The organism is Phytopseudomonas dryadis, from assembly GCF_004327355.1.
Classification (GTDB): Bacteria; Pseudomonadota; Gammaproteobacteria; order Pseudomonadales; family Pseudomonadaceae; genus Aquipseudomonas; species Aquipseudomonas dryadis.
Genome location: NZ_QJUM01000025.1, coordinates 58,466 through 78,194, shown reverse-complemented (window position 1 = coordinate 78,194; position 19,729 = coordinate 58,466). Strand labels below are relative to the sequence as shown.

Sequence of the window (19,729 nt, the reverse complement as noted above, 5' to 3'; positions counted from 1 at the left end):
TTGAGCGCAGCGATACCCAGGTGACCCCTTCCCGGGTGTCGCTGCGCTCGACCCGGGCTACCAGGCTTTTTCGTCCAGCCTTCAGCCTCAAGCGCTTTTATCGGCTTTTATCGGCTTTTGTCTTTTCATAAAAAAACGCCCCGAAGGGCGCTCTTTCTGCAACGACTGACGACTCAGTTGGCCGCCTGCTGCTGACGTTGCAGTTCCTGGGCGTACAGCGCATCGAAGTTCACCGGGGCCAGCATCAGCGCCGGGAACGAGCCGCGCACCACCAGGCTGTCCAGGGTTTCGCGGGCATAGGGGAACAGGATGTTCGGGCAGAACGCGCCCAGGGTGTGGCTCATGGAGGCTGCGTCCAGGCCCTTGATCAGGAAGATACCGGCCTGCTGGACTTCGGCGATGAACGCGGTTTCCTCACCATTCTTCACGGTGACCGAGAGAGTCAGCACCACTTCGTGGAAATCGCCATCGAGCGCTTTCTGCCGGGTGTTGAGATCCATGGCCACGCTCGGCGTCCACTCCTGACGGAAGATTTCCGGGCTCTTCGGCGCCTCGAAGGAGAGGTCGCGCACGTAGATGCGCTGCAGGGAGAACTGGGGGGTCTGCTCGCCTTGGGCGGCACCGCTAGCTTGTTCGGTCATGGCAAAGCCTTCTGCTGTATGGACTGAGGATGAGGGTTGTTGAATCAGGCGCCGAGCAACGCATCGAGCTTGCCGGCGCGCTCCAGGGCGTAGAGCTCGTCGCAGCCACCCACATGGGCGCTGCCGATCCAGATCTGCGGCACCGAGGTGCGGCCGGCCTTGCGCGTCATCTCGGCACGCAGATCGGGCTTGCCGTCGACACGGATCTCGTCGAACGGCACGCCCTTGTGCGTGAGCAACTGCTTGGCGCGAATGCAGTAGGGGCACCAGTCGCTGGAGTAGATGACGACGTCGGCCATGTCACTTCACCACGGGCAGATTGTCGCCGCGCCAGGTGGCGATGCCGCCGGACAGCTTGGCGGCGGTGAAACCGGCCTTCTTCAGTTCGCGGGCGGCGCTGCCGGCCTGCTGGCCGAGGGCATCGACGACGATCAGCGTCTTGGCCTTGTGCTTCTCCAGCTCGCCGATCCGCGAAGCCAGCTTGTCGTAAGGAATGTGCAGGGCGCCGACGATATGGCCGGCGGCGAAGTCCTTCTTGTTGCGCACATCGATCACCACGCCTTGCTCGCTGTTGATCAGCGCGGTCAGCTCGCGGCTGCTCAGGCTCTGGCCGCCCTTGCGCAGCTCGGTGAAGATCAGCAGCGCCAGGATGATGACGAACAGCCCGCTGAGTACGAAGTGGGTGGTGGCGAATTCAATGAGGTTGGCAAGCATCACGCGGTTCCGGGGACGGTAAAATGCCGGCCAGTATACACAGCCACGAGAGTCCCTCCAAAGGCCGTACGGCGGTGACGGGATCTTTCCTTGGTCGTAGAATGTCTGATCTTTTCCATGTGTCCCTCAAGCAGAGCGAGCCCAGTATGAGCGCAGCGCCCAAACCCTTGGTTCTGATCATCCTCGACGGCTTCGGCCACAGCGACACCCCCGAGTACAACGCCATCTTCGCCGCCAGCACCCCGGTCTACGACCGCCTGCTGGCCACCCGGCCCCATGGGCTGATCTCCGGCAGCGGCATGGACGTGGGCCTGCCCGACGGGCAGATGGGCAACTCCGAGGTCGGTCACATGAACCTGGGCGCCGGGCGCGTGGTGTATCAGGACTTCACCCGCGTGACCAAGGCGATCCGCGACGGCGAATTCTTCGACAACGCCGCGATCGCCGGCGCCGTGGACAAGGCGGTGAACGCCGGCAAGGCCGTGCACATTCTCGGCCTGCTCTCCGACGGCGGCGTGCACAGCCACCAGGATCACCTGGTCGCCATGGCTGAACTGGCCGCCCGCCGCGGCGCCCAGAAGATCTACCTGCACGCCTTCCTCGACGGCCGCGACACGCCGCCGAAAAGCGCCCAGGCCTCCATCGAGCTGCTCGACGCCACCTTCGCCAGGCTCGGCAAGGGCCGCATCGCCTCGCTGATCGGCCGCTACTTCGCCATGGACCGCGACAATCGCTGGGATCGCGTGGCCCAGGCCTACAACCTGATCGCCGCCGGCCAGGGCCAGTTCGCCGCCGAGACGGCGCTCGCCGGCCTGGAAGCGGCCTACGTCCGTGGCGAGAGCGACGAGTTCGTCAAGGCCACCACGGTCGGCGCTCCGGTGAGCGTCGAGGATGGCGACGCCGTGGTGTTCATGAACTTCCGCGCCGACCGCGCCCGCGAGCTGACCCGCGCCTTCGTCGAACCCGGCTTCGATGCCTTCGAACGCGCCCGGGTGCCGCAGACCGCCGGCTTCGTCATGCTCACCCAGTACGCGGCGAGCATCGACACGCCCAGCGCCTTCAAGCCCGAGCCGCTGGTCAACGTGCTCGGCGAATACCTGGCCAACAACGGCAAGACCCAGCTGCGCATCGCCGAGACCGAGAAATACGCCCACGTCACCTTCTTCTTCTCCGGCGGCCGCGAAGAGCCCTTTCCCGGCGAGGAACGCATCCTCATCCCCTCGCCGAACGTCGCCACCTATGACCTGCAGCCGCAGATGAGCGCCCCCGAGGTCACCGACAAGATCGTCGACGCCATCGAGAACCAGCGTTACGACGTCATCGTAGTCAACTATGCCAATGGCGACATGGTCGGCCACACCGGCGTGTTCGAGGCGGCCGTGGCCGCGGTCGAATGCCTGGATCAGTGCGTCGGGCGCATCGTCGAGGCGCTGGACAAGGTCGGCGGCGAAGCGCTGCTCACCGCCGATCACGGCAACGTCGAACAGATGGAAGACGAGGACACCGGCCAGGCGCACACGGCCCACACCTGCGAGCCGGTGCCGTTCATCTATGTCGGCAAGCGCGACGTCAGCATCCGCGAAGGCGGTGTGCTGGCCGATGTGGCGCCGACCATGCTGACCCTCATGGGCCTGCCCATCCCGCAGGAAATGACCGGCACCAGCATCGTCACCCTGAAATGAGGGGATGAGCGGCGTCGCCCGAAGCCCCTGCCTACTGCCAGCCAGTCGAGCATGTGGCCCGCCAAACGGCGGTTTCTCCTGGCTCTGTGGGAGCCGCGCCCCCGCGGCGATTGCGGCTCGCGCCACGGATTTTGTCGGAGGGCCGCCATCGCATCGCGCCGGGGACGACGCTCCCGCACGGGCGGCCCTGTTCCTGCTAAAAAAGCTTATCCAGGCCCCTGCCGGGGCCTTTTCCTTTCAGGACTACTCTTGCTCCCGGGGCAATTCTGATTTGAGCCGCGGCCGGTTACTCGCCGCGCCGGCGCTGCCCATACTGGCGGCCCATTCAGGAGAACGCCCATGAACATCTTCGTCACCGGCGCCGCTGGCTACATCGGCGGCTCCATCGCAACCGGTCTGGTTCGCGCCGGCCACACCGTCACCGGCCTGGTACGCCGCGCCGAACAGGCCGACGAGCTGGCCGCGCTGGGCATCGCCCCGCTGCTCGGCAGCCTCGACGACCGGCAGTTGCTGATCGCCCAGGCCCGGGCCGCCGATGCGGTGATCAATGCCGCCAGCAGCGACCACCGTGGCGCCGTCGAGGCGCTGATCGAAGGCCTGGACGGTTCGGGCAAGGTGCTGCTGCATACCAGCGGTTCGAGCATCGTCGGCGACGCCTGTGGCGGCGACTCGGCGTCGAGCGAGATCGTCCACGAAGACAACCTGCCGGCGCCAACCGCGGACAAGGCCGCCCGCGTGGCCATCGACGACCTGGTGCTCGCCGCCGCCTCGCGCGACGTCCGCAGCGCCGTGCTGTGCAACAGCCTGATCTACGGCCACGCCCTCGGCCTGCCACGGGAAAGCGTACAACTGCCACGCCTGTTGCGGCAGGCCCGCAAGTCCGGCGTGGTCCGGCATGTCGGCCGCGGCCTGAACATCTGGTCGAACGTGCATATCGAGGACGTGGTGGCGCTGTACCTGCTGGCCCTGGAGAAAACCCCGGCCGGCACCTTCTACTTCGTCGAGAACGGCGAAGCCGCATTCCGCGACATGACCGCCGCCATGGCCCGCGCCCTGCAGCTCGGTGAAGCCCAGGACTGGCCGCTGGCCCAGGCCGAAGCCGAGTGGGGCTACGAGATGGCCAACTACGGCCTGGGCTCCAACAGCCGGGTACGCGGTGAGCGCGCGCGCCGCCTGCTCGGCTGGGCGCCAGGCCACTCGTCGGTGCTGCAGTGGATCGAGCACGAGATGCTTTGACCCCGTTGGGACACCGCCGAACGCCTTGGGTCGGCATTCGCGACCCAGGGCGTTTTTTTTGCCCCGCGCCACGGGCATACTAGGCAGGTTCCCCGCCAGGTATCGCCTGCCCCATGTTTCGTGCCCTCGCCCTGATTCTTCTCGCCTGCCTGCTGACCCCGGCCTTTGCCGATCAGAAAGCCGACACGCAAAAACAGCTGGAAGCGGCGCGCGCCGACGTGGCCGAGCTGAAAAAGCTGTTGGAAAAACTGCAGCAGGACAAATCCGGCGTGCAGAAACAGCTGCAGGCCACCGAAACCGAAATGGGCCAGTTGGAGAAACAGGTCAAAGGCCTGCAGAACGAGCTGCAGAAGAGCGAAGAGGAAATCAAGCGCCTCGACCAGGAGAAAAAAAAACTCCAGGGCGCGCGCCTTGAACAACAGCGACTGATCGGCATCCAGGCCCGCGCCGCCTACCAGAGCGGCCGCCAGGAGTACCTCAAGCTGTTGCTCAACCAGCAGAATCCGGAAAAATTCTCGCGCACGCTGACCTATTACGATTACTTGGCCGATGCGCGCATGGAGCAACTGTCGGCGTTCAACGAGACCCTGCGGCAACTGGCCAACGTCGAACAGGACATCAGCCGGCAGCAGGAGCGGCTGCAGGCGCAGAAAAGCGCGCTGGACAGCCGCAAGGCCGAACTGGCCGAGGTGCGCAAGGAACGCCAGCTGGCGCTGGCCAGGCTGAACAAGGATTACGCCGCCCGCGATCAGCGCCTCAAGGCGCGCCAGCAGGATCAGGCCAACCTCGGCCGCGTGCTCAAGACCATCGAGGAAACCCTGGCCCGCCAGGCCCGCGAAGCCGAGCAGGAACGCCAGCGCGCCCTCGCCGCCGCCCGCGAAAAACCCCGCGAGAGCCGCCCCGCCGGTGGTCCGCTGGTCAGCTCCGGCGCGGTCTATGGCGGCCCGTTCGCCAGTGCCAAGGGCAAGCTGCCGTGGCCGGTCGACGGTCGCCTGGTGGCGAGATATGGAACCCCGCGCGGCGAAGACGCTCGGACTAAATGGGACGGTGTGCTGATCGGCGCCTCGGCCGGCAGCCAGGTGCGCGCCGTGCACGGTGGTCGCGTGGTCTTCGCCGACTGGTTGCGCGGAGCCGGGCTTCTGGTCATTCTCGACCATGGCAACGGCTACCTGACCCTGTACGGGCACAACCAGAGCCTGCTCAAGGATGCCGGTGACATTGTCAAGGCCGGCGAGCCGATCGCTACGGTCGGCACCAGTGGCGGCCAGGACACCCCGGCCCTGTATTTCGCGATTCGCCAGCAGGGCCGCGCCAGCGACCCCGCACAATGGTGTCGGGCGCAAGGATAGGCGCCACCTCATTCCGTAGGAGTTAGCTCGATATGCCGCAATTGTCCCGCCTCACGTCCCTGGCCCTGGCGATCGCTCTGCTCAGTGGCGCACCGCTGCTGCATGCCGACCAGGCGCCCATCGCGCCTCCGCCGCCGACCAGCGAGAGCGTGCCGCCACTGCCACTGGACGAGTTGCGCACCTTCGCCGAGGTGATGGACCGCATCAAGGCCGCCTACGTCGAGCCGGTCAGCGACAAGACCCTGCTGGAAAACGCGATCAAGGGCATGCTCAGCAACCTCGACCCACACTCCGCCTACCTCGACCCGCAGGCCTTCCTCGAGCTGCAGGAAAGCACCAGCGGCGAGTTCGGCGGCCTGGGCATCGAGGTGGGCATGGAGGATGGCTTCGTCAAGGTGGTCTCGCCCATCGACGACACGCCGGCGTCCAGGGCCGGCATCCAGCCTGGGGACCTGATCGTCAAGATCGACGGCAAGCCGACCAAGGGCCTGTCGATGATGGAAGCCGTGGAGAAGATGCGCGGCAAGGCCGGCAGCAAGATCGTCCTGACCCTGGTACGCGATGGCGGCAGGCCGTTCGACGTGGAACTGGCGCGCGCGGTGATCAAGGTCACCAGCGTCAAGAGCCAGTTGCTCGACCCCGGTTACGGCTACATCCGCGTCACCCAGTTCCAGGTCAACACCGGCGAGGAAGTCGGCAAGGCCCTGAACAAGCTGCGCAAGGACAACGGCAAGAAGCTCAGCGGCCTGGTGCTCGACCTGCGCAACAACCCGGGTGGCGTGCTGCAGTCGGCCGTCGAGGTGGCGGATCACTTCCTCAAGCAGGGCCTGATCGTCTACACCAAGGGCCGTATCCCCAACTCGGAACTGCGCTTCTCCGCCGACCCGCTCGACGCCAGCGAAGGCGTGCCACTGGTGGTGCTGATCAACGGCGGCAGCGCTTCAGCCTCGGAAATCGTCGCCGGCGCCCTGCAGGATCACAAACGCGGCGTGGTGATGGGCACCGACAGCTTCGGCAAGGGCTCGGTACAGACCGTGCTGCCGCTGAACAACGACCGCGCCCTGAAGCTCACCACCGCCCTGTACTTCACCCCCAACGGCCGCTCTATCCAGGCCCAGGGCATCGTCCCCGACGTCGAAGTGGCGCGGGCCAGGCTGACCCGTGAGAACGACGACCCGAGCCTCAAGGAAGCCGACCTGCAAGGTCACCTGGGCAACGGCAACGGTGGCGCCGATCGGCCAAGCCAGGGTAAAGCCAGCCAGCCGGCGCGGCCGCAGGACGATGACTACCAGTTGAGCCAGGCCCTCAACCTGCTCAAGGGGCTGAACGTCACCCGCACCCCCTGAAACCACTGCGCCGTGACCCCGCTTGCTGGGTTACCCGCCATTGAAAAAGCCCGGTACGGCCATGCCGTACCGGGCTTTTTTCGGGCCCGCGTTTACAGGTAGCTGTTGGTCATCTCGTCGACGAAACCTTCGTTGCGCAGCTCATCGAGCGCCTTCTGCAGGCGTTGCACCACTTCATCCGGCGTGTCCTTGTTCAGCGCCAGGTACAGCTCGGCGTCGTTGAAGCGCAGCACCGTGACCAGGCCGCTGACGCCTTCCTGCTTGGCCAGGTAGCGGCCGACCGGATCGGTGGTGGCCCACAGGTCGATCTTGCCGCTGGTGAGTTTTTTCACGTTCTCCTGGTCACGCAGCGCGTTGACCGGCGACAGGCCCTGGTTTTCCAGGTGCTGGCTGACCGCATCGTTCTTGTAGGCGCCGATGGTGTACTGGCCAGCCTCTTTCAGGCTGTTGACGCTGAGGTTGTTGCCCGGCGCGGCGAGCAGCACCCAACCGGTCCTGGCCAGGGGGCCGACCCACTTGAACAGCGGTTGCCGCTCGGGGGTGAAGGTGGTGGAAAACAGGCCGTAGTTGGGCTTGTCCAGGGTCAGCTTGTACAGGCGATCCCAGGGAAAGCGCAGGCTCAGGCTGTAGTCGATCTTGGCGCGCTTGAACATCTCGCGGACGATCTCGGCGCTGATGCCATCGATGCCATCGTCCCGGGCGAAGTTCTTGTCATCCACCGACATGTTGAATGGCGGGAAATTCTCCGTGAGCAACACCACCTTGTAGTCAGCCGCCAATTCGGCCCTGGCCGCACCGGCCGCGATGAGGAGCCCGCACAGCCATACGCTTTTCACAGTTTTCCACATGAGTCGTCCCGCCCGCTTGATTTATGGTTATGGTCAGCGGCTTCCTTGCAAACCCGGCGACATCACGCCGTCATCCATGGTGGCGGGCTCATGGCGATCCCGCCCTATAGATAACTGCCGAGAATATCGTCGACGAAGCCTTCGCTGCGCATTTTGTCCAGTTCGGCTTGCAGCTTCTGTACCACCTCGTCGGGCACGTCCTTGTTCAGCGCCAGATACAGCTGGGCACTGTTGAAGCGCAATACCGTCTTCAGGCCACTCACCCCTTCCTGCCTGGCCAGGTAACGCCCGGCCGGGTCTCCCGTGGCCCACAGGTCGATCTGCCCCGCCATCAGTTTCCGGGCGTTTTCCTGATCGCGCAATGCGGTAATGGGCTGCAGTTGCTCGCCCTCCAGGTACTCGGCGATGGCATCGCCCTTGTAGGCGCCGATCCTGTACTGGCCGGCCTGCTGCAGGTCGTTCACCTGCAGGTCGCTGTCCGCCCGGGCGAGCAGTACCCAGTCGTCGGGGCCGATGGGGCCGACCCACTTGAACAGCGACTCGCGCTCCGGCAGGCGCGCGGTGACGAAGACGCCATAGCCCGGCTTTTCCAGAGCGAGCTTATAGATGCGATCCCAGGGAAAGCGCAGGGTCAGGCTATAGGACACGCCGGCACGCTTGAACATCTCACGGACGATGTCCGCGGCGATGCCGTCGATATTGTCTTCTTGGGCGAAGTTCTTGCCGTTGATCGCCATGTTGTAAGGCGGAAAGTTTTCCGTCAGCAACACCACGTTGTAGTTCGGGTCGATCTCGGCGCGCGCTACCGATGCCATCAATAGCAGGGCTCCAGCCGCCGCCAACCACAGACGTTTCCACATGAGCATCACACCTTACCGACATCAGGACATGTTGAGAGAGGTGGACAAGCTTAGCCCTGTTTTGGCGCAGACTGAACCCGAATCGCCCGACACCCGCATTATTGCGGCACTGCGACGCACCACGACGGCGCGCAGAGGCTTTTCGGCGCACCGCGACATATCGCAATGGATGGCAGGTAAGGAAAGGCGTTGCGCGCAACGGCGGCAATCTTCGAGGATTCGGCTCGCCTGAAACCGACATGGCAGAGCGGATCGGGCCGCGCAGGTGATAACCCATCGGCAATCGATGGGTTATCACCCATCCTGCCGCGCGACAACATGGCCTCTGGACGATGGAATCGCTGGCTCAGGCCGGCACGCTGCCCGCGTTCAGGTAGGTGGTCTTCACCAGGGTGTAGAACTCACGGGCATGGCTGCCCTGCTCCCTGGGGCCGTAGCTGGAATGTTTGCGCCCGCCGAAAGGCACGTGGTAATCGACCCCGGCGGTGGCCGCGTTGATCATCACCATGCCGGCCTGGACATGCCGCTTGAAGTGGCTGGCATGGCTCAGGGAGCGGGTGCAGATGCCCGCCGACAGGCCGAACTCGCTGTCGTTGGCCATGGCCAGGGCCTCGGCATAGTCCTCGGCCCGCAGGATCGAGGCGATGGGCCCGAAGACTTCCTCACGGCTGATGCGCATGTGCGGCTCGGCGCCGACCACCAGCGCCGGGCGCATGAAGAAACCGCGCGTGTCCCGCTCCAGCAGTTCGCCGCCGTGCACCAGGCCGCCTTCGGCCCTGGCCACGTCGAGGTAAGCCTGGTTCCGGCGCAGTTGCGCGGCATCCACCACCGGGCCGATGTCCACCGCCGCCTCCAGGGCATGGCCGACGCGCAGAGCGGCCATGCGCTCGAGCATCGCCGCGACGAAGCGGTCATGGATGCCGGCGGTGACGATCAGCCGGCTGGAAGCGGTACAGCGCTGGCCGGTGGCATGGAAGGCTCCGTTGATGCAGGCCTCGACCGCCACCTCGAGGTCGGCGTCGTCGAGCACCACCATGGGATTCTTGCCGCCCATCTCCAGTTGCAGCTTCTTGCGCAGCGGCAGGCAGGCCGCGGCGATGCGCTGGCCGGTGTGCACCGAACCGGTAAAGCTGACGGCATCGACCTGTGGCGACTCGCTCAACGCCTGCCCGACCACCGCGCCGGCGCCCATGACCAGGTTGACCACGCCCCCGGGCACGCCGGCTTCATTGAGGATGTCGACCAGCGCCCAGGCACAGCCCGGCACCAGTTCAGCCGGTTTGAACACCAGGGTGTTGCCGTAGGCCAGGGCCGGGGCGATCTTCCAGGCCGGTATCGCCATGGGGAAATTCCACGGCGTGATCAACCCCACCACGCCGAGCGGTTCCCGGGTCACCTCGACGTTCAGGCCGGGACGCACCGAGCCGAGAATCTCGCCGTGCAGGCGCAGGGCCTCGCCGGCGAAGAACTTGAAGATCTGTCCGGCGCGACCGACTTCGGCGATCGCCTCGGGCAGGGTCTTGCCCTCCTCACGGGCGAGCAGCCGGCCGAGTTCTTCACGGCGGGCGAGGATCAGGCTGCCGGCACCGTCGAGTATGTCGAAGCGCTGCTGCGGGGACACCTGCGCCCAGGCCGGGAACGCCGCGCGGGCGGCGGCGATGGCTTCGCCGGTCTGCCCGGCATCCGCCTGGGCATAGTCGCCGATCAGGTCGTCCTGGTCGGACGGGTTGAGATTGCCGCGGTACTCGGCGCCTGCGCGCCAGCGGCCGTCGATGTAGTTGTCGAATCGCATGCCTGGCACTCCTTGCTAGCGGGGCAAAAGACCTCGTTCTCCCAGATTGCGGTACAGCGCGCGCACGCCGAACTGCCAGGGCGCGATCGCCGTCGAGTGGCGCACCTCGTTGACCAGCGTGCCCAGGGACGGCGTGGCGATGCTCACCCGGTCGCCGAGGTGATGGGTGAAACCGGCGCCGGCCTCGCCGCGATCCTGGATCGGCGAGAACATGGTGCCGAGAAACAGCATGAAACCGTCCGGGTACTGGTGATGCTCGCCGCAGGTCTGCTCGACCAGGTTCTGCGGGTCGCGGCTGATCTCGCGCATGTGGCTGTGGCCCTGCAGGCGGAAACCGTCGTCGGCGCCGTCGATGGTCAGGCCGACTTCGGCCTGGCGCACGGTATCCAGGTCGAAGTGCTCGTCGAACAGGCGGATGAACGGGCCGATGGCGCAGGAGCCGTTGTTGTCCTTGGCCTTGCCCAGCAGCAATGCGCTACGCCCCTCGATATCGCGCAGGTTGACGTCGTTGCCCAGGCTGGCGCCGACCACCTGGCGCCGGGCGTTGACCGCCAGGACGATCTCCGGCTCGGGGTTGTTCCACTGTGACTGAGGATGCAGGCCGACGCAGGCGCCGAAACCGACGGCCGACATCGGCTGGGATTTGGAGAACACCTCGGCGTCGGGGCCGATGCCCACTTCCATGTATTGCGACCAGGCGCCGCGCCGGCTCAGCTCTTCGCGCAGGGCCTCTGCCTCGGGCGAGCCTGGACGGATACGCGACAGGTCGTCGCCGATCAATGCCTGCAAACTGGCACGGATATCCCTGGCCTTGCCGGCATCGCCGCCGGCCTGCTCCTCGATCACCCGCTCCAGCAGGCTGACCGCGAAGGTCACGCCACAGGCCTTGATCGCCTGCAGGTCGCAGGGCGCCAGCAGGCGCTCCTCGGCCTGCGGGTCGAGGCTGCGCGCGAGCCAGTCCGTGGCCGCCCCGAGGGCTTCGCCGGGGGCGTGCCGGGCCAGTTCGAGGCGGTCGTCACGGTCGAGCAGGTCGGCCATCAGCGCCACGCTGCGGCTGATGTCGACCACCTGGCCGTCGCGTACCGCGACCAGCGCAGGGCCATGATGCGGCGCGCCACGCCAGACCCGCCCAACCAGTACGGCACGATCCAGGTCGACGGGCAGGCAGGTAGAGCTGTCAATGGGCTGCATGGGAAACCTCCGCGGCGCCGGGCAGGTCGATCGAACGCGCCCCGTGAGCCGGCCGCAAACGCCCCGGGTAGAGCAATTTGCACAGGGCCTCGACGCAGTAGAAATCGCCGAACAGGGTCGCGCCGCGTTCTCCCAGGCGGTGCGGCATGGAGTAGCAGCCATCGGTGAGCAAGCCCCGCTGCGCCGGCTCCCGGGCCAGGTAGGTGGCGCACAGGCCGGTGAGCATCCACTCAGCCTTGCCGCGCAGGAAAGCGGCGCGCTGGGCGTCGTCGAGGCTGGCGGCGAGGTCGAGCAGGGCCGAGGCGACGATGGCCGTGGTGGCAGTGTCGCGCACCCGGTCATGGGGCGGCAGGGCATCGAAATCCCAGGGCGGCACCGGGTCGTCGCCGAGCCGCTCGAGGTAGTAGTCGGTCAGTTCCAGGGCGTGCTCGGCATAGCGCCGGTCGGCACTCTCCAGCCAGGACTGGGTGAAGCCGTAGATCGCCCATGCCTGACCGCGGCTCCAGTCGGATTCGTCGCCGCTGCCCTGGTAGGTGTAGCCGCGCAGGCGTTCGCCACTGACCGTGTCGTACTCCAGGGCATGGTAGGTGGAACGGTTGGGGCGTACGAAATGGGCCCAGGTGCAATCGGCATGGGCCTGGGCGGCCAGGCGGAAGCTGGCGTCGCCGCTGTAGTCCGAGGCCCAGTACAGCAGCGGCAGGTTGGCCATGGTGTCGATGGCCGAACTGCTGCGCCCGCGCGGGTCGTCCAGCGGCCCCCAGGACGACACATAGGCGCCGCCGGCAGTGGCGACGATACGTGCCCGTAGACGCTGGGCGGCGCGCAGGGCGATCTCGGCGCAGTCGCGCTCGCCGGTCAGTTGCCAGAAGGGAATCGCGCTGCTGTCGAAGATGAAACCGATGTCGTGGGTGTGCGGATCCTCGGCGCGGTGCTCGATCAGGCGCAGGCGTTCGCGGGCCAGTTCGAGGAAGCGCCGCTCGCCGGTATGGATATGGCTGGCCAGCAGCAGGCCGACCCAGAAACCGCAATGCCAGTTGCCGTGGCTCCAGGTCTCGCCCGAATAGCCGGCCGACACCGAGGCGTACTGGGTCACCCAGTTTCCATCTGCGTCGGTATAGATGGGAAAGGCCAGACCCAGGCTGCGCTCGTCCTCCAGCAGCTTGCGCGCCAGAAGATCGAGCGCCTCGCCAGCCAGACGGCCCAGCTCGGCGTCCAGGGCGGGTGGGGAAAGCGTTGCATTCGGCATAGCGTGTCGCTCCTCGATTGTTGTTGTAAGGGTGCTCAGGATAGGAACTCGTCTACCGGGCCGGTTAGGACGATGCCGAGAAATGCTTGTACGATTCGCCCGTCCTTGCGCCCCGATCCACCCGCGGACTGTCACTTGTGTAGGAGCTGCGACCTCGCAGCGAATGGCGAGCGCAGCGCAGACTCTGCTGAATGGCCACCAGCGCATCGCGCCGGGATCGACGCGCCTACAGGTGGGCCCTCTGCCTGCGAACGGACACCCGGGGCGGGGCAACCCGGGTTTCGCCGAGCTCAACCCAGGCTACGGGCTTGCGCGCCAATCCACCCTTGAACTGTCACACTTGTGTAGGAGCTGCGACCTCGCAGCGAATGGCGAGCGCAGCGCAGATTCTGCTGAATGGCCACCAACGCATCGCGCCGGGGTCGACGCGCCTACAGGTGGGCCCTCTGCCTGCGAACGGACACCCGGGGCGGGGCAACCCGGGTTTCGCCGAGCTCAACCCAGGCTACGGGCTTGCGCGCCGATCCACCCGCGGACTGTCACTTGTGTAGGAGCTGCGACCTCGCAGCGAATGGCGGCCACACCGCAGATTCTGCTGGATGGCCACCATCGCATCGCGCCTGGGTCGACGCGCCTACAGGCGAGCCCTCTTGCGAACGGGCTCTTGCAGGCCAAGGAGCAAGGCGCTCTCCGATCACGCCGAATCTCTTGTTCCTGTAGCCCGGGTCGAGCGTAGCGACACCCGGGGCGGGGCAACCATGGTGGATGAAAAAAGCGTCAGCTACGCGCCCCGATCCACCCCGCCATGCCGGCGCCACGTCCTGCCTGCGCCGTTCACGGCCTGACGCCCTGCGGCCTGAGCGCGATATAGGTGCCGAGCACCACGCACACCAACCCGGCGATGCGCCACAGCCCCAGGGGCTCGTGCAGGAACAGCACGGCGAACAGCACCCCGGAAATCGGCAACCAGTTGAGAAATACAGAAGAACGGCTCAGGCCGATGGTGGCGATGCCATAGGCCCAGGACAGGTTGCCCAGGGCCGTGGAAAAGAACGCCGAGATTGCCACCAGCCACCAGAACTCGGCGTCCAGCCCGGGCAGACGCCACACCACCTGCGGCTCGGTGAGCGCGACGTGCGCCGCCAGCAACACGGCACCGACCACATGCATGTACAGCCCCAACAGCAGCGGCGGCACCGCGGCAGACACGCGGCGGATGCATACCCCGGCGGCGACATAGGTGAACAGCGCGGCGAACAGCGCCGTATCGCCGGAAGCCCCCAGGTGCAGCGCGCCACCGTGCAGCACCACCAGCGCCGCGCCGGTCAGGCCCAGGGCGATGCCCACCAGGCTGCGTCGGGTCTGCCGCTCGCCGAGCAGCAGGTAGCCGAGCAGCACGGAAAAGATCGGATTGAGGCCGAGAATCAGTGCGCCATTGGTGGCCGACGACGTGGCTACGCCCTGGGCCAGGAAAATCTGGTGGGCATACACCATCAGCCCGCCGGCGCCGATCAGCCAGCCCCAGTCGCGCCAGCCGATGCGCACCAGGCGCTGACCGCGCAGCAGGCAGATGGCACAGATGCACAGCAGCGCCAGGATCATGCGCAACGCGGACAGGGGCAGCGCCGGCAGGTCGACCGTGAGCAGCTTGATCACCGAGACGTTGGCGCCCCAGATCAGCACCGCATAGGCCAGTACGCCATAGGCGGTGACGGTGCTCCGGCGCTGTGCGGCGAGTGCCGCTTCAGGCGTCAAGGCTGACGGCGCCGAGGGCTTTCAGGGCCGAGCGTCCCTCGACGACGCTGACCCCGTTCTGGTTGACCACCCGGCTTTCGCAGACCAGCACCTGCTTGGCCGCCTTCTTCTCCGCCACCCGCACCTCCACGCTGAGGGTATCGCCGATATGCACCGGCCCCTTGAAACTCAGGTTCTGCCCGACATAGACGAACCCCGGCCCGGTCAGCCGGGTATGCACCGCGGAAATCAGCGCGGCGGAGAACATGCCGTGCACCACCCGGCGGCCGAACGCGGTGCCCGCGGCGAAGGCGTCGTCCATGTGCAACGGGTTGTCGTCGCCGCACAGTTCGGCGAACAGTGCCACGTCGGCAGCGCTGATCGAGCGGCTGAGGCTGAGGCAGTCATCCACCTGCAGGTCGTCGAAGGTATTCGGCATGCTACTCATCGCGGCTCCTCCGCACCGATCACCACGGCTCGCTGCAGCAGCGCATCGATCGCCTCGGCGTCGTAGCCCAGTTCCTCGAGGATTTCCCGCGAGTGCTCGCCGTGCAGCGGTGGCGGCCGACGCAGCGGCGGCACCTCGCCGTCGTAGCGCAGCGGGTGGTTGAGCAGGCGCACCTTGCCGGCGCGCGGGTAGTCGAATTCGACGATGCTGCGGTTCCACTGCACCTGCGGGTCCTGCTCGACCTGGGCGTAGTCGTTGACCGGCGCGTGCCAGATGCCGTGCTCGGTGAAGATGGCGAACCACTGCTCGGTGCCCTTGCCGAGCAACAGCTTGGCGATCCGCGCATGGATCTCCTCGCGCTTGTAGGACTGGTCATGCTTGGAATAAGCCTTCAGCTCCGGCTCGGCGAAGGCGGCGGACAACGGTTCCATGGCGCTCAGGGAAATCGCGATCCAGCCGTCCGCGGTGCGGTAGATGCCATAGGGCGCCGGGTGGAAGCGCGAGCCCATGGCCGGGGTGCTGCGCGGCCACAGTTCGCCCTTGTTCAGGTAATAGTTGAAGGGTTCGATCTGCAGGTCGAGGGCGGCGTTGAGCAGGTTGCTCTCCACCCGCCGGCCCAGGCCGCTGTGCTGGCGCGCCAGCAACGCGGCGGTGACGCCGAAGGCGGCGAGGATCGCCGCGTGCTGGTCGACGATCGCCGAACCGACCCCGACCGGGGCGCGATCGCCGTCGCCACTGAGCATCGCCAGGCCGCTCATCGCCTGCAGCAGCAGATCCTGACCGGGCCGCTGCACATAGGGGCCGTCGCTGCCGTAGCCGGTGCAGGAGCAGTAGACCAGGCCGGGATTCAGCGCCTTCATCGCCTCGTAGCCGAACCCCAGCTTGTCGAGCACCCCGGGACGGTAGTTCTCCACCAGCACGTCGGCCTCGCCGATCAGCTTCAGGGCGATGACCTTGCCCTCCTCGCTGCGCAGGTCGAGGGAAATGCTGCGCTGGTTGCGGTTGGCCAGCAGGAAGAACACACTGACCCCGTCGAGAAAGGCATCGTGACCTGACCAGTGGCGCTCGAAGGCGCCCTTCGGCGGCTCGATCTTGACCACCTCGGCGCCGGCGTCGGCAAGCATCTGCACCGCCGAAGGCCCCTGCAGGTAATGAGTGAAACTGACGACCTTGATTCCCTTGAGCATGTTCAACCCTCCTGTGCCAGGCCCATGGCCCGGGCAATGATCTGTCGCTGGATTTCCGAGGTGCCCTCGACGATCTCCAGCACCTTGGCGTCGCCGAAAGCGCGGGCCACGGCGAATTCGCTGCAGATGCCGTAGCCGCCGTGGATCTGTACCGCCTGGTGCGCTGCGCGCATCGCACATTCGCTGGCGTGCAGCTTGGCCATCGAGGCCTCCAGGGCGTAGGGCTGGCCGGCGTCCTTGCGCCGCGCCGCATCGTAGATCGCCAGGCGCGCGGTGTAGGTGTCGCGGGCCATGTCGGCGAGCTTGAATTGCAGGGCCTGGAAGAATTCCAGGCGCGAACCGAAGGCGCTGCGTTCGCGCAGGTAGGCATGCGCCCGATCCAGCGAACCCTGGAGGATGCCCAGGGCCAGCGCGGCGATCAGGATGCGCCCGCCGGTGACCGTGCCGAGGGTCTGGCGCAGCCCCGCGCCTTCGACGCCGAGCAGGTTGCCGGCAGGGACGCGGCAGTCGTCGAAGAACAGCTCGCAGGTGCTCGAGGCGCGCCAACCGATCTTCTTCAGCTTGCGCCCATAGCTCAGGCCCGGCGTGCCATGGGGCACCACCAGGTTGGAAATCGCCTTGCGCCCGTCCGGCCGGGTGCCGGTGACCGCCGCCACCACGATGGGCCCGGTGATCTCGGTGCCGGAATTGCTGATGAAGGTCTTCGCCCCATTCAGGCGCCAGCCGTCGCCATCGCGCTCGGCGCGAGTACGGATGGCCGCGGCATCGGAACCGGCGTCCGGCTCGGTGAGGGCGATCGCGCCGATCGCCTCGCCCTGCAGGATTGGTCGCAACCAGGTGGCTTTCTGCGCCGCGTCGCCAAACTCGGCGAGCAGGGTGGCGACGCTGGAATTGGCCATGAAGGCATTGGCGATGGCGCAGTCGATGCGCGCGAACTCCTCCAGCACGATGACGAACGACAGCCAGTCGCCGCCGCTGCCGCCGTCCTGCTCGGCATATGGCAGGCCACTGAAGCCATGCCGCGCCGCCTCGCGCCAGACGGCATAGGGAAAGCCCTGCTCTTCCCACAGCTCGGCGGCGACGGGCGCGATGTGCGCCTCGGCGAAACGCCGGGCGGACTCACGGATCATCCCCTGCTCCTCGCTCAGCCCGATGGGCAGCGAACTCAGCGCGCTTGTCAGTGATTCAGCCATGCTTGCGTTCTCCACTCTTGCCGAGGAAGGCGCGCAGACCGTCGCGCGCCTCCGCCCGGCTGAAATTCACCCCATACAGGGCGGCTTCGCTGCCGAGGCCGTCGGCGAAGGCCCAATCCTCGGCGCCGTTGCACAGGCGCTTGGCCAGGCTCAGGCAGGTGGCGTCACGCTCGATCAGCGTGGCAACCAACGCCAGCGTTTCTTCGTGCAGGTGGGCGGGCTCGCAGAGGCGATTGACCAGGCCCATTTCCCAGGCCTCCTCGGCGCTGTAGCGGCGGCCGCTCATGATCATTTCCTTGGCCCGCGCCAGGCCGATCGCACGCACCGCCAGTTGCGTACCGCCCCAGCCGGGAAAGGTGTTCAGGCGGATCTCCGGGAAACCGAAGCTGGCCTGGCGCGAGGCGACGATGAAGTCGCAGGCCAGCGCCAGCTCCAGACCGCCCCCCAGGGCGTAGCCATTGACCATCGCCACCACCGGCTTGGGGTAGTCGCGCAGGCGGCTGACCAGGCGCTGGCCCGCTTCCATCAAGGCGAACGCCTCGTGAGCATCGACCTGGGCCAGGTGCTCGATGTCGTTGCCGGCGATGAAGGCGCGTTCACCTTCGCCTGTCAGCACCAGCGCACGCACCTCGGTAGCCGCCTGCAACAGCGTCAGCTGCGTGTCGAGCTGCTGCAGGATCGCCGGACTCAGGGCGTTGTGCTTGTGCACCCGGTCGATGGCCAGCACGGCCACCGCCCCTTCGCGGCGCACACTCAGCCCGCCGCCGTCGTTTCGCGGATCGTTCATCGGTTTTCGCTCACAGGACTTTCAGATAGGTCTGCCCATCGGCGACGGTGACGCCGTCCTGATTGAGGACGGTGGCCTTGAAGATGCAGATGCTGCGTTCGAGGTTCTTCTCGATCAGCTCCAGCTGCGCGGTCACCGTCTCGCCGATGAACACCGGGGCGCGGAAGGTGATGTCGTAGCGGTAGGACACCGCCCCCGGGCCCTCGGCGCGCGCCGCCAGATAGCCCATCACCGTGGCGATGAAACCGATCGACAAGGCGCCCTGGGCGATGCGTTTGCCGAAGCGGGTCTGCTTGGCGAACTCCTCGTTCAGGTGCACGCCGTAGAAGTCGCCGACGATACCGGCGAACAGGTAGACGTCCGATTCGCCGACGGTCTTGGAAAAACGCTCGATATCGCCCATGGCGTAGCGTTCCATGTTGGCTCTGGCTTGCATGATGGCGCCCTCCTTCACTGTGGTGCGGCCTGGGTGGAGGTTTCCAGCAGCTCGAGCAGCTTGCGGCCCTCGGGAACCTGTTCGATGAGCTGCTCGCGCACCTTGGCGCTCTTCTCGCGCAGCGGGGCGACATCGGTCTCGACCACGGTCACGCCACCCGCCTGCATGCGCTCGATGGATTCGTCGTAGGAGCGTTTGTAGTACTCGATGCCGTAGGCCAGGGCTTCGTCGGCGGCTTCCTGCAGCCAGCCCTTCTGCTGGTCGTTCAGCGAATCCCAGCGACGCTTGGACATGATCAGCAGGCCCGGCAGGTAGTGCACCCGGGTGATGCTGTAGAACTTGCTGACCTCGGTGAACTTGTCCATGACGAACTGATCGGGCGAGGTATCGCCACCGTCGATCACCCCCTGCTGCAGGGCGATGTACAGCTCGCCGTAGGCCATCGGCGTGGGCTGCGCGCCCAGCGCCTCGTAGGTTCTGACATAGCCGGGCGACTGCATGACGCGCAGCTTGAGGCCGTGCATGCCTCGCTCGCTGTCGACCGGCTTGGAAGCGAACACGTTGCGCTCCATGGCCGACAGCCAGCCCAGGCCGACCAGGTTGTAGTCCGGCAGCATCTCGAGGAAATGCTTGCCCAATGGCCCGGCCAACGCTGTGTTGGCCTGGTCGACGCTGTCGAACAGGTAGGGCACGTCGAAGAAGCTGAAGGCCTTGACCGTCGAGGTCAACGGCGCCTGGGCGGTGACGAACATGTCCAGGGTGCCGCTGCGGGCCGACTGGATCATCTTCACCTCGCCGCCCAGTTGCGACTGCGGGAAGGTGTTGATGGTGATCTCGCCGGCGGACTTCTGCTCGATCAATTCACCGAGCTTTTCCGCCATCACCTGGTAATGGCTTTCCGGCGCCAGGGTGTGGCCGAGGTTGAGGGTCAGCGCCGAGGCTGAGCCGGCGGCGAGCAGCAGCGCGGGGGCGCACAGGCAGGTCGCGAGCGAACGGATGATGGGTTTCATGGTGACTCTCCTAATTGTTGTTGTGTGGA

At 66.4% G+C, this 19,729-nt stretch carries 19 protein-coding genes; 4 read left to right on the top strand and 15 right to left on the bottom strand.

The features are described from left to right. Window positions 1-173: 173 nt before the first annotated feature. Genes secB through DNK34_RS19480 form a run of 3 tightly spaced genes read right to left on the bottom strand, consistent with a single transcriptional unit; the run spans window position 174 to window position 1,355 of the window. On the bottom strand, window positions 174-641 hold the full coding sequence (secB, locus tag DNK34_RS19490; RefSeq protein ID WP_131176700.1) for a protein-export chaperone SecB: 468 nt from the start codon (window positions 639-641) through the stop codon (window positions 174-176). A gap of 44 nt (window positions 642-685) precedes the next feature. Continuing rightward, window positions 686-940: a glutaredoxin 3 gene (gene grxC, locus DNK34_RS19485; protein ID WP_131176699.1), complete on the bottom strand. Its 255-nt coding sequence runs from the start codon at window positions 938-940 to the stop codon at window positions 686-688. A gap of 1 nt (window position 941) precedes the next feature. After that, the gene (locus DNK34_RS19480; RefSeq protein ID WP_131176698.1) at window positions 942-1,355 is read right to left on the bottom strand and encodes a rhodanese-like domain-containing protein; all 414 of its coding nucleotides are present in this window, start codon (window positions 1,353-1,355) and stop codon (window positions 942-944) included. Between the two features lie 146 nt (window positions 1,356-1,501). On the opposite strand from DNK34_RS19480, the gene gpmI reads away from it, so the two are divergent. From gpmI to DNK34_RS19460, 4 genes are all read left to right on the top strand, one after another. Next, window positions 1,502-3,037: a 2,3-bisphosphoglycerate-independent phosphoglycerate mutase gene (gene gpmI, locus DNK34_RS19475; RefSeq protein WP_131176697.1), complete on the top strand. Its 1,536-nt coding sequence runs from the start codon at window positions 1,502-1,504 to the stop codon at window positions 3,035-3,037. Between the two features lie 339 nt (window positions 3,038-3,376). Then, complete coding sequence (locus DNK34_RS19470) at window positions 3,377-4,273, top strand: NAD-dependent epimerase/dehydratase family protein (RefSeq protein ID WP_131176696.1); 897 nt, start codon at window positions 3,377-3,379, stop codon at window positions 4,271-4,273. Window positions 4,274-4,386: 113 nt separating this feature from the next. Continuing rightward, entirely contained in the window at window positions 4,387-5,622 is a 1,236-nt protein-coding gene (locus DNK34_RS19465) for a murein hydrolase activator EnvC family protein (RefSeq protein ID WP_131176695.1), read from the top strand. A 32-nt stretch (window positions 5,623-5,654) separates the two neighbouring features. Continuing rightward, complete coding sequence (locus tag DNK34_RS19460; protein WP_131176694.1) at window positions 5,655-6,968, top strand: S41 family peptidase; 1,314 nt, start codon at window positions 5,655-5,657, stop codon at window positions 6,966-6,968. Between the two features lie 92 nt (window positions 6,969-7,060). On the opposite strand, the gene DNK34_RS19455 is transcribed toward DNK34_RS19460, so the two are convergent. From DNK34_RS19455 to DNK34_RS19400, 12 genes are all read right to left on the bottom strand, one after another. Next, complete coding sequence (locus DNK34_RS19455) at window positions 7,061-7,816, bottom strand: substrate-binding periplasmic protein (RefSeq protein WP_131176693.1); 756 nt, start codon at window positions 7,814-7,816, stop codon at window positions 7,061-7,063. 104 nt (window positions 7,817-7,920) lie between these two features. Beyond that, window positions 7,921-8,676, bottom strand: a complete 756-nt coding sequence (locus DNK34_RS19450; RefSeq protein ID WP_131176692.1) for a substrate-binding periplasmic protein — start codon at window positions 8,674-8,676, stop codon at window positions 7,921-7,923. 346 nt (window positions 8,677-9,022) lie between these two features. Then, window positions 9,023-10,468: an aldehyde dehydrogenase family protein gene (locus tag DNK34_RS19445; protein WP_131176691.1), complete on the bottom strand. Its 1,446-nt coding sequence runs from the start codon at window positions 10,466-10,468 to the stop codon at window positions 9,023-9,025. 15 nt (window positions 10,469-10,483) lie between these two features. Beyond that, complete coding sequence (locus DNK34_RS19440) at window positions 10,484-11,659, bottom strand: fumarylacetoacetate hydrolase family protein (RefSeq protein ID WP_131176690.1); 1,176 nt, start codon at window positions 11,657-11,659, stop codon at window positions 10,484-10,486. Further along, window positions 11,646-12,905: a glycoside hydrolase family protein gene (locus tag DNK34_RS19435; RefSeq protein WP_131176689.1), complete on the bottom strand. Its 1,260-nt coding sequence runs from the start codon at window positions 12,903-12,905 to the stop codon at window positions 11,646-11,648. Before DNK34_RS19435 ends, DNK34_RS19440 begins: the two co-directional genes overlap by 14 nt. A gap of 834 nt (window positions 12,906-13,739) precedes the next feature. Then, window positions 13,740-14,660: a DMT family transporter gene (locus DNK34_RS19430; protein WP_131176688.1), complete on the bottom strand. Its 921-nt coding sequence runs from the start codon at window positions 14,658-14,660 to the stop codon at window positions 13,740-13,742. Continuing rightward, on the bottom strand, window positions 14,650-15,087 hold the full coding sequence (locus tag DNK34_RS19425) for a MaoC family dehydratase (protein WP_131176687.1): 438 nt from the start codon (window positions 15,085-15,087) through the stop codon (window positions 14,650-14,652). Before DNK34_RS19425 ends, DNK34_RS19430 begins: the two co-directional genes overlap by 11 nt. Beyond that, window positions 15,084-16,274 (bottom strand): CaiB/BaiF CoA transferase family protein, encoded by a 1,191-nt coding sequence (locus DNK34_RS19420; protein WP_131176686.1) that lies wholly within the window; start codon window positions 16,272-16,274, stop codon window positions 15,084-15,086. The genes DNK34_RS19425 and DNK34_RS19420 overlap by 4 nt, the downstream gene beginning before the upstream one ends. Before the next feature lie 2 nt (window positions 16,275-16,276). Beyond that, complete coding sequence (locus tag DNK34_RS19415) at window positions 16,277-17,467, bottom strand: acyl-CoA dehydrogenase family protein (protein ID WP_207389972.1); 1,191 nt, start codon at window positions 17,465-17,467, stop codon at window positions 16,277-16,279. Next, window positions 17,460-18,254 (bottom strand): enoyl-CoA hydratase/isomerase family protein, encoded by a 795-nt coding sequence (locus tag DNK34_RS19410; protein ID WP_131176685.1) that lies wholly within the window; start codon window positions 18,252-18,254, stop codon window positions 17,460-17,462. Before DNK34_RS19410 ends, DNK34_RS19415 begins: the two co-directional genes overlap by 8 nt. A 10-nt stretch (window positions 18,255-18,264) precedes the next feature. Further along, entirely contained in the window at window positions 18,265-18,690 is a 426-nt protein-coding gene (locus DNK34_RS19405) for a MaoC family dehydratase (protein WP_207389973.1), read from the bottom strand. Between the two features lie 14 nt (window positions 18,691-18,704). Then, window positions 18,705-19,700, bottom strand: a complete 996-nt coding sequence (locus DNK34_RS19400) for a TRAP transporter substrate-binding protein (RefSeq protein ID WP_131176684.1) — start codon at window positions 19,698-19,700, stop codon at window positions 18,705-18,707. Between the last annotated feature and the right edge of the window lie 29 nt (window positions 19,701-19,729).

Coding starts and splice junctions, on each gene's coding strand:
- grxC (WP_131176699.1), bottom strand. CDS start 940: ATGGCCGACGTCGTCATCTACTCCAGCGACTGGTGCCCCTACTGCATT.
- DNK34_RS19480 (WP_131176698.1), bottom strand. CDS start 1,355: ATGCTTGCCAACCTCATTGAATTCGCCACCACCCACTTCGTACTCAGC.
- DNK34_RS19410 (WP_131176685.1), bottom strand. CDS start 18,254: ATGAACGATCCGCGAAACGACGGCGGCGGGCTGAGTGTGCGCCGCGAA.
- DNK34_RS19450 (WP_131176692.1), bottom strand. CDS start 8,676: ATGTGGAAACGTCTGTGGTTGGCGGCGGCTGGAGCCCTGCTATTGATG.
- DNK34_RS19425 (WP_131176687.1), bottom strand. CDS start 15,087: ATGAGTAGCATGCCGAATACCTTCGACGACCTGCAGGTGGATGACTGC.
- DNK34_RS19435 (WP_131176689.1), bottom strand. CDS start 12,905: ATGCCGAATGCAACGCTTTCCCCACCCGCCCTGGACGCCGAGCTGGGC.
- DNK34_RS19400 (WP_131176684.1), bottom strand. CDS start 19,700: ATGAAACCCATCATCCGTTCGCTCGCGACCTGCCTGTGCGCCCCCGCG.
- DNK34_RS19470 (WP_131176696.1), top strand. CDS start 3,377: ATGAACATCTTCGTCACCGGCGCCGCTGGCTACATCGGCGGCTCCATC.
- DNK34_RS19445 (WP_131176691.1), bottom strand. CDS start 10,468: ATGCGATTCGACAACTACATCGACGGCCGCTGGCGCGCAGGCGCCGAG.
- DNK34_RS19420 (WP_131176686.1), bottom strand. CDS start 16,274: ATGCTCAAGGGAATCAAGGTCGTCAGTTTCACTCATTACCTGCAGGGG.
- DNK34_RS19465 (WP_131176695.1), top strand. CDS start 4,387: ATGTTTCGTGCCCTCGCCCTGATTCTTCTCGCCTGCCTGCTGACCCCG.
- DNK34_RS19440 (WP_131176690.1), bottom strand. CDS start 11,659: ATGCAGCCCATTGACAGCTCTACCTGCCTGCCCGTCGACCTGGATCGT.
- DNK34_RS19415 (WP_207389972.1), bottom strand. CDS start 17,467: ATGGCTGAATCACTGACAAGCGCGCTGAGTTCGCTGCCCATCGGGCTG.
- DNK34_RS19405 (WP_207389973.1), bottom strand. CDS start 18,690: ATGCAAGCCAGAGCCAACATGGAACGCTACGCCATGGGCGATATCGAG.
- secB (WP_131176700.1), bottom strand. CDS start 641: ATGACCGAACAAGCTAGCGGTGCCGCCCAAGGCGAGCAGACCCCCCAG.
- DNK34_RS19455 (WP_131176693.1), bottom strand. CDS start 7,816: ATGTGGAAAACTGTGAAAAGCGTATGGCTGTGCGGGCTCCTCATCGCG.
- gpmI (WP_131176697.1), top strand. CDS start 1,502: ATGAGCGCAGCGCCCAAACCCTTGGTTCTGATCATCCTCGACGGCTTC.
- DNK34_RS19460 (WP_131176694.1), top strand. CDS start 5,655: ATGCCGCAATTGTCCCGCCTCACGTCCCTGGCCCTGGCGATCGCTCTG.